At 71.5% G+C, this 17,282-nt stretch carries 14 protein-coding genes; 12 read left to right on the top strand and 2 right to left on the bottom strand.

What is annotated here, in order from left to right; all coding sequences use genetic code 11:
* Nucleotides 1-2: 2 nt before the first annotated feature.
* Nucleotides 3-2,408, bottom strand: a complete 2,406-nt coding sequence (locus I5071_RS31900) for a hypothetical protein (RefSeq protein ID WP_236517039.1) — start codon at nucleotides 2,406-2,408, stop codon at nucleotides 3-5.
* A 119-nt stretch (nucleotides 2,409-2,527) separates the two neighbouring features.
* On the opposite strand from I5071_RS31900, the gene I5071_RS31895 reads away from it, so the two are divergent.
* Nucleotides 2,528-2,683, top strand: coding sequence for a hypothetical protein (locus I5071_RS31895; RefSeq protein ID WP_236517038.1), 156 nt, complete (start codon nucleotides 2,528-2,530; stop codon nucleotides 2,681-2,683).
* Here I5071_RS31895 and I5071_RS31890 read toward each other — a convergent pair whose 3' ends face one another.
* Nucleotides 2,684-3,463 carry a VanW family protein gene (locus tag I5071_RS31890; protein ID WP_236517037.1) on the bottom strand — a complete coding sequence of 260 codons (780 nt, stop codon included), beginning with the start codon at nucleotides 3,461-3,463 and terminating at the stop codon, nucleotides 2,684-2,686. It abuts the gene before it with no gap.
* Nucleotides 3,464-3,638: 175 nt separating this feature from the next.
* On the opposite strand from I5071_RS31890, the gene I5071_RS31885 reads away from it, so the two are divergent.
* The 11 genes from I5071_RS31885 to I5071_RS31835 all read left to right on the top strand — a co-directional run bounded on the left by I5071_RS31885 (nucleotide 3,639) and on the right by I5071_RS31835 (nucleotide 17,127).
* Nucleotides 3,639-4,205: a YbhB/YbcL family Raf kinase inhibitor-like protein gene (locus I5071_RS31885; protein ID WP_236517036.1), complete on the top strand. Its 567-nt coding sequence runs from the start codon at nucleotides 3,639-3,641 to the stop codon at nucleotides 4,203-4,205.
* 78 nt (nucleotides 4,206-4,283) lie between these two features.
* Entirely contained in the window at nucleotides 4,284-5,696 is a 1,413-nt protein-coding gene (locus I5071_RS31880) for an MBOAT family O-acyltransferase (RefSeq protein ID WP_236517035.1), read from the top strand.
* 5 nt (nucleotides 5,697-5,701) lie between these two features.
* Nucleotides 5,702-6,721 (top strand): hypothetical protein, encoded by a 1,020-nt coding sequence (locus I5071_RS31875; RefSeq protein ID WP_236517034.1) that lies wholly within the window; start codon nucleotides 5,702-5,704, stop codon nucleotides 6,719-6,721.
* A gap of 22 nt (nucleotides 6,722-6,743) precedes the next feature.
* Nucleotides 6,744-7,988, top strand: coding sequence for an oxygenase MpaB family protein (locus I5071_RS31870; protein ID WP_236517033.1), 1,245 nt, complete (start codon nucleotides 6,744-6,746; stop codon nucleotides 7,986-7,988).
* Between the two features lie 237 nt (nucleotides 7,989-8,225).
* Nucleotides 8,226-9,458, top strand: a complete 1,233-nt coding sequence (locus tag I5071_RS31865; RefSeq protein ID WP_236517032.1) for an acetyl-CoA C-acetyltransferase — start codon at nucleotides 8,226-8,228, stop codon at nucleotides 9,456-9,458.
* Nucleotide 9,459: 1 nt separating this feature from the next.
* Entirely contained in the window at nucleotides 9,460-10,704 is a 1,245-nt protein-coding gene (gene fabF / locus I5071_RS31860; protein ID WP_236517031.1) for a beta-ketoacyl-ACP synthase II, read from the top strand.
* A gap of 349 nt (nucleotides 10,705-11,053) precedes the next feature.
* Nucleotides 11,054-12,145: an EAL domain-containing response regulator gene (locus I5071_RS31855; protein ID WP_236607701.1), complete on the top strand. Its 1,092-nt coding sequence runs from the start codon at nucleotides 11,054-11,056 to the stop codon at nucleotides 12,143-12,145.
* Nucleotides 12,145-14,154: a hybrid sensor histidine kinase/response regulator gene (locus tag I5071_RS31850; RefSeq protein WP_236517030.1), complete on the top strand. Its 2,010-nt coding sequence runs from the start codon at nucleotides 12,145-12,147 to the stop codon at nucleotides 14,152-14,154. Before I5071_RS31855 ends, I5071_RS31850 begins: the two co-directional genes overlap by 1 nt.
* A gap of 49 nt (nucleotides 14,155-14,203) precedes the next feature.
* Complete coding sequence (locus I5071_RS31845; protein ID WP_236517029.1) at nucleotides 14,204-16,024, top strand: DUF4215 domain-containing protein; 1,821 nt, start codon at nucleotides 14,204-14,206, stop codon at nucleotides 16,022-16,024.
* Nucleotides 16,025-16,138: 114 nt separating this feature from the next.
* On the top strand, nucleotides 16,139-16,921 hold the full coding sequence (locus I5071_RS31840) for a hypothetical protein (protein WP_236517028.1): 783 nt from the start codon (nucleotides 16,139-16,141) through the stop codon (nucleotides 16,919-16,921).
* Nucleotides 16,922-16,938: 17 nt separating this feature from the next.
* Nucleotides 16,939-17,127, top strand: a complete 189-nt coding sequence (locus I5071_RS31835) for a hypothetical protein (RefSeq protein ID WP_236517027.1) — start codon at nucleotides 16,939-16,941, stop codon at nucleotides 17,125-17,127.
* Nucleotides 17,128-17,282 lie beyond the last annotated feature (155 nt).

The raw sequence follows: 17,282 nt of genomic DNA, 5'->3' as shown, positions 1-17,282 counted from the left end.
GATCACTCGGCGTACGCCCAGCGCGCGATCCCGACCGCGCTCGCGCCGCCCGCGCGATCGAACACGCCCCCGACGAGCACGCCGCCCTCGATCGCGGCGAGCGCCTCCGCCGAGTCGCTCGTGCCCTCGCCGAGCGGGCTCCACGCGCTTCCGTCGAACACCGCGACGAAGCGCTTCTCGGCATCGAAGTCGAGGTTGCCCGCGGTGAAGAGCACGTCGCCGACGGACTCCAGCGCGGCCGGCGTCCCCGCCGGTGCGCCGGTGCCGATCGGCTCCCAGTCGGTCCCGGTCCACACCGCGAAGCGCAGCACCTCGTCGCGCCCCGAGCTCAGGAACTCGCCGGCCGCGACGAGCCGTCCATCCCACCACGCGAGCGCGGTGACCGGTCCGTTCACGTCGCCGAGCCCGTCGCCGAGCGCCGTCCATCGCGTGCCGTCCCAGCGCGCGACGTTGTTCGTCTGGACATGCGCCTCGTCGACGCCGATCTCGCTGAAGCTGCCCCCGACGATCAGATCGCCGGTCGCGGGATCGATCACGATCGCGCTCACTCGCGTGGGCGTGTGCTCCGCCGGATTGAAGTCGTAGGGATATCCGAGCATCCCGCGCCCGAGATCGGACCACGCGGTGCCGTCCCAGCGCGCGAGATTGCGCGCGCGTGCCCCACCGGCCTCGTCGAATTCACCGCCCACGTACACCACGTCGGGCGTGCCTTCCTCGACGACGATCACCCGCGGCGCGCCCGCGACTCCGTCGCCGAGCCCGCTCCAGTCGACTCCGTCCCACACCGCGACGTTGCGGATCACGATCCCGCTCTCGTCGGTGAAGTCGCCGACCGCATAGACGCGACCCGCGCTCGTGACCGCGAGGTCGTGCACCGCGCCGAGCACGCCGTCGCCGATCGACTCGTATCCTCCGTCGACCGTGTAGCGCGCGACGCCGTTCGCGAGGACGCCGCCCGCATAGCGGAAGTCGCCGCCGACGTAGACCTCGCACGTGCCGAGGCTCGCGAGCGCGAGCACGTCGCCGCTCACGCCGTGATAGGTCTCGCCGGGCGTGCGCAGGCCCTGCCAGTACGACCCGTCCCAGCGCACCACGCGGCCCACGCCGATCGTGCCCGCGCGCGTGAGCATCCCGCCGAAGTACACGCTGCCGTCGGGGCCCGCGGCGACCACACCGACCGGTCCGCCGAACCCGATGCCGCTCTCGCGGTGCAGGCCGCCGCCCATGTCGTGCCACACGGTTCCGTCCCAGCGCGCCGCGTTGAACACCTCGGTCGGCGTCGAGAGCGTCGCGTTCACCGCGCCGATCGAGCCGCCCACGTAGAGCGAAGTCCCCGCGAACGCGAGGTTGATCACCGAGCCGCTGTCGCCGGGGCCGAAGCGCATCACGCCATCGCCGATCAGCGCCCACGCGCTGCCGGTCCAGCGCGCGATGCCGCCGCCCGTCGTCTCGCTCTCGTCGAGCCGGAAGGTGCCGCCCGCGACCAGCGATCCGTCGGCAGGATCGCGCTGCAGATCGTTCACGCTGGGCAGTCCGACCTCGGGCAGGCTGCGCGCCGACCACGCGGTCCCGTTCCAGCACGCGATCTTGTTCGCGGCGACCGCGCCGAGCGTGGTGAACCCGCCGCCGATGCACACGTCGTTCGCGGCGACCGCGGAGATCGTCGCGACGTACGCATCCGGCGCGAGCTCTGCGTAGCCGCGCCACGCGGTGCCGTCGTGGTACGCGACGCGCGAGATCGTCTCGCCGCCGATCGTCGTGAAGTCACCGACGACGTAGAGCGAGCCACCGAGCGCCTGGATCTCGAAGATCCCACCGTCGGTCTCGGCGAACGTCGTCCACGACGTCCCGTCCCAGCGCGAGATGCGCGACGCGCTGCCGCTCGTGCCCGCGCGATGCACCGCGTAGAGCGCGCCGCCCGCGCCCACCGCGAGGCCCGACACCGGCGTCGGCAGTCCGTCGCCGAGCGCGCGCCAGCCGTTCGTTCCGTCCCACGTCGCCACGTTCGACACCGCGCGGAGCCCCGCGCTGGTGAAGTTGCCGCCGACGTAGACCACGCCGCTCGCGCCGAACGCGAACGCGCTCACGTACGCGTTGCCGCCACCGACGCCGGGGTTCGCATATCCCTCGGCCCACGCGCCGGTCGCGGGATCGCTCGGCGTGGTGGGCTCGATCTCGGAGCACGGCGGGCCCGCGTCGCTGCCCGCATCGGGCGCGCCCGCGTCGTGCCCGCCCGCGTCGCTGCGTCCCGCATCGTTCGCGCCGCCGCCGGCATCGCCGGCATCGGTCGCGACGCTGCCGTCGACGTCGGTGAGCAGTGGATCGCCCTCGCTGCACGCAGCGAGCGAGAGGAGGCAGGACGTGAACGCGAGCACCCGCGCGAGCCGGCGCGGAGGGATGGACATCATCAGGTGTTGCTCCGGGCTGTGTTTCTACCGTGCCCACCAGGCGCCCGGACCGGCTCAACTTTTTTCGCGACCTTCTCGTGAACGCGTCGCGCGGGTGCGGGCACGGAGCGCGAGGCCCCATGCTCCGCTCGCACGTCCGCACCCGCTCGTACCGTCCCGCGCTGCGCTGGCTGCTCCTCGCGCTCACCGCGTGGATCGTCGTCGCGTGCGGCGCATCGCGCGCTGCGTCGGCGAGCGAGCGCACTCCGATGGGCTCGCCCTTCGAGCTCGTGTGATCAGCGCGGTCCGACGCGCACCACGCGCGGCATCGCGTCGTAGCGCATGCGCTCTTCGCGCGTCGTGCCGTCGGGGCGCGTGACCGTCACGATCGCGACCGCACCATCGCGCCCGCGCTCGTCGACCACCCGCGCGCCCGGCGCGAGCCGCGCGTCCTCGCTCACCTGCTCGCCGCGTCGGATGCGCCGCGCGATCATCACCTGCACGTCGGACGATCGCACCTCGTGTGCGCCCTCGATCCACACCCGCAGCGCGCCGCCCGCCGCGCTCGCGCGCACCCGCACCGGGAACGCGTGCGGGTTGCGCACCCGGTAGTCGATGCGACCGAACGACACCGTCGCGTCGAGCCCGGGCGACGCGTACGTCGACACGAAGCTGTGAGTGCGATGCTCGAGCACGTCGAGGTCGGCGCGCAGCGCCGCCACGTGCAGCGTCGACGCGACCTGACACACGCCGCCGCCGTAGCCCGAGGTCACGTGGCCATCGGCGATCTCCGGCGCCTCGCGGAACCCCGCGCGCCGCGTGCGCTCGCCGACGCGATCGTTGAACGAGAGCTCCTCGCCCGGCGCGAGGACGGCTCCGTCGAGCCGCGACGCCGCGAGCTCCACGTTGTGCGCGCGCCCGGCGTGCGCGCGATCGATCGCGTACTGCGTGGTGTGCTCGCCGACCGTCGTGGCGAACCCGTCGCCCCCCAGCTCGAGCGCCTGGGGATCGCTCGCACGCGCCGTCGACGCGATCCCGATCATCACCACCACCACCACGAACGCACCCGAGCGCATCTCTTCTCTCCGCCTATCGCGGGGCGCTCCGGTGCAATCGGCGCGGGCCAGTGGCACCGCGGAATCATTCACGAATTCGTCGCGCTCTCCACGCAAGGCTCGCGTACCGAGCAGCTCTTGCGCGACCGACCGCGCGCGGTCCTCGCTTTGCTCCGCCGCTCCGCAGGAGGAACCCATGCAGCTGATCGACGGCCTCGCGCGCCTCGCAGGTCGGGCTCTGCGCGGCGTGCGCGCGGGCGAGCGCAACCTCGCGAAGAACGTGTTGCGCGCGCCCGAGACGATGCGGGTGCACAGCGAGTCCTTCCGTCACGAGGCGCTCATCCCCGCGGTGCACACCGACTCGGAGGGCCGCAACGTCTCTCCCGCGCTCGCGTGGACGCCCGCGCCCGCCGGCACGAAGGAGCTCGTGCTGCTCTGCGAAGATCCCGACATCCCGAAGCGCAAGCCGTTCGCGCACTGGGTCGTCTATCGCATCTCGCCCGACGTCACGTCGGTCGACGCGGGGATCGCGATCGGCGACTCGCCGCGCGGTGCGATCCAGGGTCGGAGCTCGGTGCGCGAGGAGGGCTGGCTCGGCCCGCACCCGCCGCAGGGCCACGGCCCGCACCGCTATCACTTCCAGCTCTTCGCGCTCGACGCGCCCACCGGCCTCGGCCCCGGCGCGACGCGCGATCAGGTCGTCCACGCGATGCGCGGAAAGGTGCTCGCGTGCGGCGATCTCGTCGGGATCTACACGCGCTGAGCGTGCTTGCTCTGCACGTGCTCCGCTCGCACCATCCGCGTCGCCCGCGCTGCTCTCCAGCGCGGCGCGCGGCGGCCGATGACGTTCGACTCGATTCCGTTCCTGATCTTCCTGCCAATCGTCTACGCGGTGTATTGGGCGCTGCCTCACCGCGGACAGAACGCGTTCATCGTCGCTGCGAGCTACTTCTTCTACGCGTGGTGGGACTGGCGCTTTCTCGGTCTCCTCGTCGCGACGAGCCTGCTCGACTACGCCGCTGCGCTCGCGATCGAGCGAGGCCATCGCCGTCGCTTCTGGCTCGGCGTGAGCCTCTTCGCGAACCTCGGGATGCTCGGGACGTTCAAGTATCTCGACTTCGGCATCGAGTCGTTCGCGACGCTCCTGCGCAGCGCGGGGCTCGAGGCGCACCCAGCGACGCTCGGCATCGTGTTGCCGGTCGGGATCAGCTTCTACACGTTCCAGACGCTGAGCTACACGATCGACGTCTATCGCGGTGAGCTGCGCGCGACCCGCGATCTCCCGGCGTTCCTCGCGTTCGTGTCGTTCTTCCCGCAGCTCGTCGCCGGCCCGATCGAGCGCGCGTCGCACCTCTTGCCGCAGGCGCTCGCGCCGCGGGTGTTCCGCACCGATGCCGCGATCGACGGCGTGATGCAGATGCTCTACGGGCTGGTGCTCAAGGTCTGCATCGCGGATCGGCTCGCGGGCACCGTCGAGCAGGCGTATCGCGATCCCTCGCAGGTGAGCGGCTGGCAGCTGCTCGTCGCGACGTACGCGTTCGCGTTCCAGATCTACGGAGACTTCGCGGGCTATTCGCACATCGCGATCGGGTGCGCGCGGCTCTTCGGGTTCGACCTCTCGCGCAACTTCGCGCTCCCGTACTTCGCCACGAGCCCCGCGGACTTCTGGCGCCGGTGGCACATCTCGCTCTCGACGTGGTTCCGCGACTACGTCTATCTGCCGCTGGGAGGCAATCGCGTCTCGCCGTTCCGGCGCGCGTGCAACGTGCTGATCACGTTCACGCTGAGCGGTCTCTGGCACGGCGCGGCGTGGACCTTCGTGCTGTGGGGCTTGTTCCACGGCCTCTTGGTGGCGCTGCCGCACTGGCGCACGAGCGAGCGCCTCGAGTGGCCGCTCGGTCGGCGGCCGACCCCGCGGGTGCGCGACGTTCTCGCGGTGATCGCGACGTTCCACGCGGTGTGCCTCGGCTGGGTCTTCTTCCGCGCGAGCTCGGTGCGAAGTGCGCTCACCGTGATCGAGCGCGCGGCGACGGCGGTGGTGCGCGAGCAGATGCCCGAGGGCGTGCTCGAGCCGCTGCTGTGGGGCGTGCCGCTGCTGCTGGTCGTCGAGTGGCTGCAGCGCGGGCGACAGCACGGCTTCGAGCTGCCCCACGCGACGTGGGGCGTCCGTCTCGCGATCGTCGTCGCGTGTGTGATCGCGATCGCGACGCTCGGCCCGATCGAGACCGTGCCCTTCATCTACTTCCAGTTCTGACCGCCATGCGCGCCATCCCGCAGCACCGCATCGCCGCCTACCGCTTCGCCCTCGGCGTCGCGCTCACCACGCTGGTCGCGCTCGGTGCGGTGACGTTCCTCGAGCGCGAGATCCAGCGTCACCCGGCGCGCTGGGCCTCGTACCTGCCGGAGCTTCCCGTCCAGGGCATGGAGCGGCTCGGCCGGAGCACCGCGAGCGTGGTGATGCTCGGTGACTCGGTCGTCGCGACGGTGGCGCGCGACGACGACGACACCCGCGACCTCGCGACCATGCTCGACGACCAGCTCGAGCACGAGAGCGTGACCGCGGTGGTCCGCGGCGCGACCGCGTCCGATCTCCACGGCGCGCAGCTCCGCTTCCTCGCGCACCGCGAGCGCGCACCGCGCGCGGTGGTGGTCCCGATCAACCCGCGCAGCTTCGGGCGCACCTGGGATCACGAGCCGGGATGGCAGTTCTCGCGCGAGGGCGCGATGTACGAGCACCCGATCCTCGCGCGCGCCGCCGCGGTGCTCGACTTCACGTGGGGCGCGCCGAGCGCCGAGGCGTCGGAGCGTGTGCACGTGATCTGCGGCGAGCACGACTTCGGCAGCATGCGCGAGCTGCAGCGCAGCGACCTCGGCTGGGACGCGCCGCGCGAGGTGGGGCGCGCACGCTACGTCGCGCGTTATGCAGGCGACGTCCGCGTCAGCCCGCGCATGCGCGATCTCGAGCGCCTCGTGCGCGCCGCGGAGTCGCTGCCCTTCGTCGTGCTGGTGTACGTGACTCCGGTGGACGTCGGTGGTGCGCGCGCGCTCGTGGGCTCGCGCGAGCTCGCGTGCATCGAGGAGAACCTCGGCGCGATCGCCGCGGTGCTCGACGGCTACGAGGGCCCGCACCTCGACCTCTCGAGGCACTTCGAGCGCACGGAGTGGTTCGATCACCCGCCGAACGAGCCGCACGAGCACCTGCGCGACAGCGCGCGCGCCGAGGTCGCGCGCATCCTCGCCGCGACGCTCGAGGACGCGCTCGCGCGTCCATCGCGTTGACGCCGGGGGTACGCTCTCGCTCGTGACAGTGAGCGATCGGCGCCCCACCGAGTTCCGCTACGCGGAGAACCTCGATCGACGTTTCCCGCGCCTCGTGCGCGCGCTCGGCCAGCGCGTGCTCGGGTTCGATCCCGCGCCGAGCGACGAGGTCGTGCGGGCGCTCGCGTCGATGTACTACGACGCCGATCCCCTCGCCGAGGCGTACGTCGACGAGGTCTATCTCCGCCGCGGCACCGCCGTCGGTCGCGAGATGCTCGAGCGCGCGCTCGCCCACGGCGTCGCGAGCGTCGAGGGCGCGCCCGCGTCGCTGGTGCGTCTGCTCGACGACGTGGAGCACGACCCCGAGTGGGTCGACTGGGACCTCGTCGAGCAGGGCGCGCGCGTGTTCCGGCGGTGGAGCACCGACGTCTTCCGCTTCGCGGGCGCGATCACGCTCGCCGCGTACTCCGAGAGCTCGGTCGCGAAGCCGCTCGCGCTGACCGGCGCGTACGCAGGCGCGTCGACGAAGCATCGGTTCCTCGAGACCGCCGCGTTCTGGATCGCGGTGTCGGACCCCGGAGGGTTGCGGCCCGGCGCACCGGGACGCCTGTCCGCGATGCGCGTGCGCATGATGCACGTGTTCGTGCGGCAGCGACTGCTCGCGCATCCGGAGTGGGATCTCCACGCGTGGGGCGTCCCGATCAGCCAGGCCGACGCGCTGCTCACGCTGATGGGCGGGAGCTTCGGCCCCGGCCTCGCGATGCACGCGATGGGTTATCGGACCAGCGTGCGCGAGATCGAGGCGACGATGCACTTCTGGCGCTACGTCGGGCACCTCATGGGCGTGCGACCGCGCTGGTATCCGTCGTCGATGCGCGAGGCGGCGCAGCTCTCGTTCGTGACCTTCGTGAAGTCGGCGCGCCGCGCGGGCGAGGACGGCAAGATGCTGTGTCGCTCGTACGCCAGCGCGTTCGCGCCCGAGGGCGACGGATCGTTCTTCGCGCGCATGCGCGGCGAGCTCGAGCACCGCGTGCACCTCGGCTACACGCGCTTCTTCCTCCCCGCGCCGATCTATCGACACAACGGTCTGCCCCCGGCCGGGGTGTTCGCGCTCGCGCCGCTCGCGCTCGCGCCCTTCGTGCTCGCGCTCGAGACCGCGCGGCGGAACGTGCCGGGCGCCGAGGCGATCAGCGATCGGGTCGCGCGCGCACGGCGCGAGCGCTGGCTCGCGCGTCACCTCGGGGGGCGCAAGACCGAGTACCGGCCCGTCGAGTCGTTCACGCGGTAGTCGATCGCCGCTCGGCGATCGGTGAATTCCTTCTCTTCCCTTGCGCACAAAAGCGAACGGTCGTACTGTTTTGTCGACACATCGATCGCGTGTGGCCTCGCGATGAGGTCACTCGGTCGTTTCCCCGGAACACCACCTTCGATCGTTGCTCACGCCGGACCGGCGATGCGTCGCATTCCGTCGCAGGTCCTCGTGCGGCCAAATAATAGAACGAACGTTCGCATCAGGAGAGAGGCCATGACCAACAGCTGGATCATCGACGCCGTCCGCACGCCGCGCGGTCGGGGCAAGGCAGGCAAGGGCGCGCTCTCGGGCATCCACCCGCAAGAGCTCTTCGCGCAGGTGCTGCGCGCCCTCGAAGCGAGGGGGCTCTCCGCGAAGGAGGTCGACGACGTCCTCGTCGGCGCGGTCTCGCAGGTCGGCGAGCAGGGCGCGAACGTCGCGCGCAACGCGGTGCTCGCGGCCGGCTGGCCGATCGAGGTCACGGGCGCTTCGGTGAATCGGTTCTGCGCGTCGGGCCTGCAGACGGTTCACTTCGGCGCGATGGCGGTCGCGTCGGGCGCCCAGGATCTCGTGGTCGCAGGCGGCGTCGAGAGCATGTCGCGGGTGCCGATGGGCTCCGACGGCGGAGGTCAGGACGGCGGCAACCAGACGCTGCGCGAGCGCGTGTTCCAGGTGCCCCAGGGCATCAGCGCGGATCTGATCGCGACGCTCGAGGGCTTCTCGCGCGAGGACGTCGACGGGCTCGCGCTGCGCTCCCAGATCAACGCGTCGCGCGCGATCGAGGAGCACCGCTTCGCGCGCTCGATCGTGCCGGTGATCGATCCCGCGCGCGGCGTCGTCGTGCTCGAGCGCGACGAGAGCCCGCGCCCCGACACCACGCTCGCGGGGCTGGGCGCGCTGCCGCCCTCGTTCGTGCATCTCGGCGCCGCGGTGGTGGGCCCGAAGGGCGAGACCCTCGACCAGATCGCGCTCGCGACCCAGCCCCGCATCGACGCGATCCGTCACCTGCACACCGCGGGCAACTCGAGCGGTCTCGCCGACGGCGCGGCCGCGGTGGTGCTCGCGTCCGATCGCTACGTGAAGGAGCACGCGATCAAGCCGCGCGCCCGCATCCGCGCGATGGCGACGATCGGCAGCGACCCGGTGCTGATGCTCACCGCGCCCGCGCCTGCGAGCCAGAAGGCGCTGCGCCGCGCCGGCATGACCACGCGCGACATCGATCTCTGGGAGATCAACGAGGCCTTCGCCGCGGTGGTGCTCGAGACCACGCGCACGCTCGACATTCCTCCCGATCGCGTGAACGTGAACGGCGGTGCGATCGCGCTCGGTCACCCGCTCGGCGCGACCGGCGCGATGCTGCTCGGCACCGCGATCGACGAGCTCGAGCGACGCGATCTGCAGACCGCGCTCGTGACGATGTGCATCGGCGGCGGTCAGGGCATCGCGACGATCGTCGAGCGCGTTTGAGATGAGCCGTACCAAGGTCGTCATCACCGGGATCGGCGCGGTCACGCCGCTCGCGCACGACGCGCACGCCACCTGGCGCGCGATGCTCGAGGGAGCGAGCGGCGCCGCGCCGATCACGCGCTTCGACGCCAGCGCGTTCGAGACGCGCTTCGCGTGCGAGGTGAAGGACTGGGACGCGACGCGCCACATGTCGCGCAAGCTCGTCAAAGAGCTCGATCGCTTCTCGGAGCTCGCGATCGTCGCCGCGGGCCAGGCGATCGCGGACGCGGAGCTCGCGCTGAGCGAGCACGAGCAGACGCGCGCGGGCTGCATCGTCGGCGTCGGCATGGGCGGGCTCGAGACGATCGAGCGCACCACCCACAAGATCCGCGACAAGGGCCCGTCGCGCGTGAGCCCGTACACGATCCCCGCGGTCTGCGCGAACCTCGCGGCGGGACAGATCTCGATCGCGCACGGGCTGCGCGGGCCGAGCTACTCGACGACGAGCGCCTGCGCGACCGGTGCGCACGCGATCGGCGAGGCCGCGGAGTGGATCCGTCGTGGTCGCGCCGACGTGATGATCGCCGGGGGCGCCGAGGCGGTGATCACGCCGGTCGGGATCGGCGGGTTCGAGGCGATGCGCGCGCTCTCTCGCCACGCCGGCGATCCTCGGCGCGCGAGCCGGCCCTTCGATCGTGCGCGCGATGGCTTCGTGTGCGGCGAGGGCGCGGGCGTCGTGGTGCTGGAGTCCGAAGCGCGCGCTCGCGGGCGCGGCGCGCGCATCTACGCGGAGCTCTCGGGCTACGGCGCGTCGAGCGACGCGTTCCACGTGGCGCAGCCGAGCCCCGACGGAGACGGCTGTGCGCGCTCGATGCGCATGGCGCTCGAGGACGCATCGCTCTCCGAGGGCGCGATCGACTACGTCAACGCCCACGCGACCTCGACGCCCGCGGGCGATCTCGCGGAGGCGCGCGGCATCGTGCGCGCGCTCGGAGATCGGCGTGTCGCGGTCAGCAGCACGAAGAGCATGACGGGCCACATGCTCGGCGCGGCCGGCGCGGTGGAGCTGATCGTCGCTGCGCTCGCGGTCGCGCGCGGTGTCGTGCCTCCGTCGATCAACGTCGAAGAGCTCGATCCCGAGATCGCGCTCGACGTGGTGTCGAACGTCGCGCGCGAGATGCGCGTGGAGCACGCGCTGTCCAACGCGTTCGGGTTCGGCGGGACCAACGCGACGCTGATCGTGTCGCGCTACGCCCGAGCCGCGTGACGCTCGCGCCGGGCTCCCCGAGCGCGTGATCGCGAAGATCGTCGAGGTGAAGCCCACACGGACGAGGCGTCCGTGTGGGCGCACGTCGTCGTGGCTCTCATGGACCCTAGATACCGTGGGTGCGCGCGATCTCGTGCTCGCTTCCGTACCGGACCTGGCGTTAGGCTGACCCCTCTCGCGTCCGCTCCGGGCGCAGTCCTCGTCTTCGCACCTCCGAGCCCCACGCATCTCCGTTGTCCGCCGCCGTTCCGAAAGGCTCTCGATGCGCTCGCGGATGAAAGACACCGCACCCTCGATCGTGCGTGGCGTCGACGAATCACCTCGCTCGAGCGCTCCTCGCGTCTTGATCGTGGACGACGAGCCCGCCGTCGCAGCAGCGCTCGCGCGCGTGGTCTCGGGCACCGGCGCCGACGTCTCGGTGCTGCACGACGCGACGACCGCGCTGCGCGCGCTCGAGACCAACGAGTACGACGTCGTCGTCTCCGACCTCGCGATGGCGGGGATGAGCGGCACCGAGCTCCTCCGCGCGGTGCGCGCGCGCGATCTCGATCTGCCGGTGATCCAGATCACCGGCGCGCCCTCGGTCGAGACCGCGGCGAAGGCGGTCGAGCTCGGCGCGTTCCGCTATCTCACGAAGCCGCTCTCGCCCGACGTGCTGCGCAAGGCGGTGCTCGAGGCCGCGCACCTGCGCTCGCTCGCGCGCGCCCGGCGCGGCGACGATCGCGCGCGGCTCGACCAGGCGCTGCGTCGCGCCCTCAAGACGCTGCGCGTCGCGTACCAGCCCATCGTCTCGTGCACGACCCGCGAGACCGTCGGGTACGAGGCGCTGATGCGCTCGACCGAGCCCACGCTGACGACGCCGATGTCGGTGATCGATGCGGCCGAGAAGCTCGGCATGCTGCACACGCTCGGGCGCCGCGTGCGCAACATCGTCGCCGCGCAGCTCGAGGACGCACCGCGCGCGACCGCGATCTTCGTGAACCTCCATCCGTCCGATCTCGCCGATCCCGATCTCTTCGATCCCGCCTCGCCGCTCTCGCGGGTCGCGCGGCAGGTGGTGCTCGAGCTCACGGAGCGCGCGTCGCTCGAGGCGGTGCCCGATCTCGAGCTGCGCTTCGAGTCGCTGCGCGCGCTCGGATATCGCCTCGCGGTGGACGATCTCGGCGCCGGCTACGCGGGCCTCAGCTACTTCGCGCGCGTGCAGCCGGAGATCGTGAAGGTCGACATGTCGCTGGTGCGCGGCGTCGATGCCGACGTCGTGCGACAGCGCGTCGTGCACTCGCTGGTGTCGCTCGCGACCGGGCTCGGCATGGAGGTCGTCGCCGAGGGGATCGAGACCGCCGCGGAGCGCGACTGCGTCGTGCGCCTCGGATGCACGTACGTGCAGGGATACGCGCTCGCGCATCCCGGTCCCGCGTTCCCGTCGATCACGTGGCCCTGATGGCCGTCACGCGCGAACCGCTCGCCGAGCTCGCGGCGCGCTCGTCGACGCCTTCTTCCGTGATCGAAGCCGAGCCCGACGGAACGCTGCGCATCGTCGCGGCGAACGACGCGGCGGGCGAGCTCGCCGGCGCGGGCAGCGGCGCAGCGCTCGAGGGGCGCACCATCGCCGAGGTCTCGCCGCGCTCGGTCGTGCCGCTGCGCGAAGCGCTCGCGAGGGCCACGCGCACGACGGTGCCGGGCGTGGTGCTCGAGGGCGGGCGCGTGTTCGACATCGAGCTCATCCCGCTCTCGCCGACGCGCATCGGCATCTCGATGCACGAGACCACGCGCGAGGAGCGCGCGCGTCACGCGCTCGAGCTCACCACGCGCGAGCTGCAGGATCTCTACGATCGCGCGCCGATCGGCTATCACTCGCTCGATCGCCACGGCGTGTTCCGGCGCATCAACGACACCGAGCTGCGCTGGCTCGGCTACACGCGCGACGAGATCGTGGGCGTGCGGCGCTTCGTCGATCTGCTCACGCCCGAGAGCCGCGAGGCGTTCGAGGGCACGTTCGATCGCTTCGTCGAGCGCGGCGAGACCTCGTACCTGCAGTTCGACATGGTGCGCAAGGACGGCTCGATCCTGCCGGTGCAGCTCCACGCGACCGCGGTGTACGACGACACGGGCGCCTTCGTCGCGAGCCGCTCGACGGTGCTCGACGTGACCGAGCGACGTCGCGCGGAGGAGCGCGAGCGCGAGGTGTGGACGCAGATCGAGCACCACATCGAGCTCGGCACCGAGGAGCTGCGCGCCGCGAACGAAGGGCTGCGCGCGGAGATCGGGGCGCGCGAGCAGGCGCAGGCCGCGCTCGCGCAGACCGAGGTGCAGCTGCGCCAGGCGCTCAAGATGGAAGCGGTGGGTCGCCTCGCCGGCGGCGTGGCCCACGACTTCAACAACATGTTGAGCGTCATCTTGATCTTCACCGAGCTCGCGCTCGGCGAGATGGCGGTGGACGATTCGCGGCGCGGCGATCTCGAGCAAGTGCGCGGCGCCGCGGTGCGCGCGACCGAGCTCACGCGGCAGCTGCTCGCGTTCAGCCGGCAGCAGGTGCTCGACGCGCGGCCGATCCTCGTCGACGACGTGATCGCGGGGCTCGAGCGCCTCCTGCAGCGTCTGATCGGCGAGCAGGTCGGGCTCTCGACGCGCCTCGGTGCGCGTGGCGTCCGCATCCTCGCGGACGTCGGGCAGATCGAGCAGGTGATCGTCAACCTCGCGGTGAACGCGCGCGACGCGATGCCGCGCGGCGGGCGGCTCCGCATCGAGACGAGCGTCGTCGATCTCGACGAGGAGTACGCCGCGTCGCACCACGGCGTGCGCGCCGGCACCTACGTCGTGATCGCGGTGAGCGACACCGGCGTCGGCATGAGCAAGGAGACGCTCGATCGCGCGTTCGAGCCCTTCTTCACGACGAAGGAGCCGGGCAAGGGCACCGGCCTCGGGCTCTCGACCGTCTACGGCATCGTCGCGCAGAGCGGCGGGCACGTGTGGGCCTACAGCGAGGTCGGCCTCGGCACGACGATCAAGGTCTACCTGCCGGTCGTCGAGCACGACGCCAGCGCGGCCGATGCGCGCTCCGGGCTCGCGCACGCGCGCGGTGGCAGCGAGACGATCCTGCTGGTCGAGGACGATCCCCTGGTGCGCGCCGCGGCGCGGCGGATCCTCGCGCGCAGCGGGTACCTCGTGGTCGAGGCGTCGGCGCCGAGCGAGGCGCTCTCGCTCGCGAGCGGGCTCGGCCGCGTCGATGCGCTGCTGACCGACGTCGTGATGCCCGAGCTCACCGGTCCCGAGCTCGCCGATCGACTGCGGGTGAGCCGGCCCGATCTGCCCGTCGTCTACATGTCGGGTTACCTCGACGTCGACGTCGTCGGGCCGCGTGTGCTCGAGGAGCGCGCGCGCTTCGTGCAGAAGCCGCTGACCAACGAAGCGCTCCTCCGTGCGGTGCGCGACGCGATCGACCGCGGCTGACCCTCGGGGGTGTTGCGTTCGCTGTCACTGTTAAGGGACAAGCGGAGTGATGCACCGTCGCTTCGCTTTCGTCCTCGCGCTCTCTGCACTCACGATCGCCTGCGATCCCGATCCCGGCCCACGACCCGACGACGACGTCGACGCCGGTCGCATGGAGCCGCGCGACGCGTCGCCGGGGATCGACGCCCCGCCGCCGCCGCGGCCCGATGCCGGCAGTCCGATCTGCGGCGACGGAATCAATGCGCCGACCGAGGCGTGCGACGACGGCGACGTGGATCCCGAGGATGGTTGTTCCGCGACTTGCACCGTCGAAGACGGATATGCGTGTCCGACTCCCGGCGAAGACTGCGTTCCTCTCGCGACGTGCGGTGACGGAGTCCGCGCGGCGAGCGAGGAGTGCGATGATCGCAATACCGACGCTGGCGACGGCTGCAGCGCGGCTTGTGTCATCGAAGCAGGATGGGTCTGTCCGATCGACGGAGTCGCGTGTCGCGCGGCGGCGTGCGGCGACGGAATCATCGCGGGATTCGAAGAGTGCGAGGACGGCGACGCGCCGCCCGAAGGCAACGACGGCTGCAGCGCCGATTGTCTCTTCGAGAACGGATATGCGTGCGAGACCGTCGGCGCGCCGTGTGTCCCGACGCAATGTGGCGACCGCGTCGTCGAAGGCACGGAGCCCTGCGACGACGGGAACAACGACACCGGCGATGGCTGCAGTCCGCTGTGCGAGGTCGAGCCGGTGTGCAGCGACGGAGTCTGCACCACTGCGTGCGGCGACGGAGTCGTGCTCCCCGGCGAGCCCTGCGACGACGGCAACACGCGCGCGGGCGACGGATGCTCGCCGACGTGCACCATCGAAGAAGGCTTCACCTGCGAGCTCACCGAGATCGAGGCGCCTGACGAGCTCGCGCTCGCGGTCGTGTACCGCGACTTCCGTGGTCGCGATCTGTCGGGCGGTCACATCGACTTCGAGAACGCCAACGGCAACGAGACCGGGATCGTCGCGGCGACGCTCGGCGCCGATCGACTCCCGGTCTACGCGAAGGAAGGAGTCAGCTCGGCCACGACCCACGGGCGCGTCGCGTTCGACCAGTGGTACCGCGACACCGCCGGGGTGAACCGAACGGTCGTCGAGCGGCTCGTGCTGACGCGCCAGCCCGATGGCCGCTACGTGTACGACAACAGCGTGTTCTTCCCGCTCGACGGTCGAGGCTGGATCGCGGCTGGGACGGAGCAGCCGCGGACCGGAGGCCACAACTTCTCGTTCACCAGCGTCGTTCGTTATTGGTTCGAGTACCACGGCGACGAGGTCCTCACGTTCCGCGGAGACGACGACGTCTGGGTGTTCATCAACGGCCGCCTCGCGCTCGATCTCGGCGGTGTGCACGGCGCACTGAGCGGCACCGTGACGCTGAGCGCGCGCGCCCCGGACCTCGGCCTCGCCGTCGGCGGCATCTACGAAGTCGTGGTGTTCCAGGCGGAGCGCCACACCACGCAGTCGTCGTATCGACTGACGCTCTCGAACTTCACCTCTTCGCGCACCGAGTGCGCGCCGATCTGCGGCGACGGGATCGTCACCCGCTTCGAGGCGTGCGACGACGGAGTCAACGACGGCTCGTACGGCGGCTGCGCGCCGGGCTGCATGGCGCTCGGTCCGCGCTGCGGTGATGGCGTCACCCAGAGCGAAGAGGGCGAGCAGTGCGACGATCCGCCGAACGTCGGCGGCTACGACGGATGCTCGCCCGCGTGCCAGCTCACCGAGCGCTGCGGCGACGGCGTGCGCCAGGCCGAGCACGGCGAGCAGTGCGACGACGGCAACGACGTCGACACCGACACCTGCAGCAACGCCTGTCTCACGAACCTCGGGTGAGCGAGTCGTCGAAGAATCGGCTTGCGCGGCACGCTCCCGTGCGGGCCCGCGGCCAGCGAGCACTCCGGCTGGGCTGAGTGACCCGATCGCGCCGCGGGGCGACACCGTGCTCGCATGAGCACGCGTAGCTCGCTCGCGGTCGCGCTCGCCGTGGTGGCGTCGGGGTGTGTCGGATCGATCGGGGGCGAGCCCGATGCGGGCGCGTCGACGCTCGATCCGAGCGACGCGAGCGTCTCGATCGATGCGGGCGCGATCGACGCGAGCACGCCGATCATCGATGCGGCGGTGGTCGTCGATTCGGGATCGAGCGAGCCCGACTCCGGTGCGCCGCCCGAGCCCGATGCGGGCCCTCCGTCGGGCGACGCCGGAGGGTTTCCCGGGCCGCTCGACGAGTGCCCGGGCGGCGCGTCGGTCGATCGTTTCCAGTCGTGGCTCGCGAGCGGTGAGGGCACCACGAACCCGCGCACCGGCACGCTCCTCGTGAACGAAGGCGGCGAGCAGGTCGCGCGCGTCGAGCTCGTGAACCGCGAGTGGCACGTGCTCACCGTGTTCACCGCGAACCAGTTCGAGGGCGAGGCGGACTTCTCGGGCTCGAGCGGCTTCTGGCTCACCTACCGCGCGACCGACGACTTCTACGTGCAGATCCGTCCTTCGTTCGCGTGGAGCGGCGGAGACAAGTACCTCACGCGCATCCCTTCGACCGGCGGCGTGGACCAGACGCGCTTCTTCTCGTTCGCGCGCGATCAATGGACGACCTTGCCCTCGCTGGGCACGCCCTCGTACTCCTACGAGTCGGCGCTCGCCGCGGTGCGCGGCTTCGTGTTCGTCGGCGAGACCCCGAACGCGATCACGTTTCGAGGGCTGCGCGTCGACGGCTACGTGCCTCCGTGTCGGTAGCGCTCTACGCTCTCGAAGTGTTCCTGCCGTTCCTGATCGGCTTCCTCGTGGTCGCGTGCTGCTCGGCAGGCGGCGTGCTCGCGCTCTCGTGGTACCTGCGCCGCGAAGAGCCGGCGCCGCGACGTCCGGAGAGCGGCCGGGTTCGCGTGCAGTCGATGCTGGTGCGCGAGCCCGGCGAGACGCACGCGCCGCGCGACCTGGACTGAGAGGTGTCGAAGATCGGCTCGCCGGCGCAGGGCCCTCCCGTCCGTGTGCGGCGCACGCTCCCGTACGGGCCCTGCACCAGCGAGCACTCCTGCTGAAAAATCGGCTCGCCGGCGCAGGGCCCTCCCGTCCGCGTGCGCCGCACGCTCCCGTACGG

This window comes from Sandaracinus amylolyticus, from assembly GCF_021631985.1.
Taxonomy (GTDB): Bacteria; Myxococcota_A; Polyangia; order Polyangiales; family Sandaracinaceae; genus Sandaracinus; species Sandaracinus amylolyticus_A.
Note: the sequence above shows the minus strand (reverse complement) of the source record. Positions and strands in the feature narration are given on the sequence as shown.

Excerpts from the sequence above, each read along its gene's own strand:
- I5071_RS31885 (WP_236517036.1), top strand. The coding sequence starts at position 3,639 with ATGCAGCTGATCGACGGCCTCGCGCGCCTCGCAGGTCGGGCTCTGCGC.
- I5071_RS31840 (WP_236517028.1), top strand. The coding sequence starts at position 16,139 with ATGAGCACGCGTAGCTCGCTCGCGGTCGCGCTCGCCGTGGTGGCGTCG.
- fabF (WP_236517031.1), top strand. The coding sequence starts at position 9,460 with ATGAGCCGTACCAAGGTCGTCATCACCGGGATCGGCGCGGTCACGCCG.
- I5071_RS31875 (WP_236517034.1), top strand. The coding sequence starts at position 5,702 with ATGCGCGCCATCCCGCAGCACCGCATCGCCGCCTACCGCTTCGCCCTC.
- I5071_RS31850 (WP_236517030.1), top strand. The coding sequence starts at position 12,145 with ATGGCCGTCACGCGCGAACCGCTCGCCGAGCTCGCGGCGCGCTCGTCG.
- I5071_RS31900 (WP_236517039.1), bottom strand. The coding sequence starts at position 2,408 with ATGATGTCCATCCCTCCGCGCCGGCTCGCGCGGGTGCTCGCGTTCACG.
- I5071_RS31890 (WP_236517037.1), bottom strand. The coding sequence starts at position 3,463 with ATGCGCTCGGGTGCGTTCGTGGTGGTGGTGGTGATGATCGGGATCGCG.
- I5071_RS31895 (WP_236517038.1), top strand. The coding sequence starts at position 2,528 with ATGCTCCGCTCGCACGTCCGCACCCGCTCGTACCGTCCCGCGCTGCGC.
- I5071_RS31880 (WP_236517035.1), top strand. The coding sequence starts at position 4,284 with ATGACGTTCGACTCGATTCCGTTCCTGATCTTCCTGCCAATCGTCTAC.
- I5071_RS31845 (WP_236517029.1), top strand. The coding sequence starts at position 14,204 with ATGCACCGTCGCTTCGCTTTCGTCCTCGCGCTCTCTGCACTCACGATC.
- I5071_RS31865 (WP_236517032.1), top strand. The coding sequence starts at position 8,226 with ATGACCAACAGCTGGATCATCGACGCCGTCCGCACGCCGCGCGGTCGG.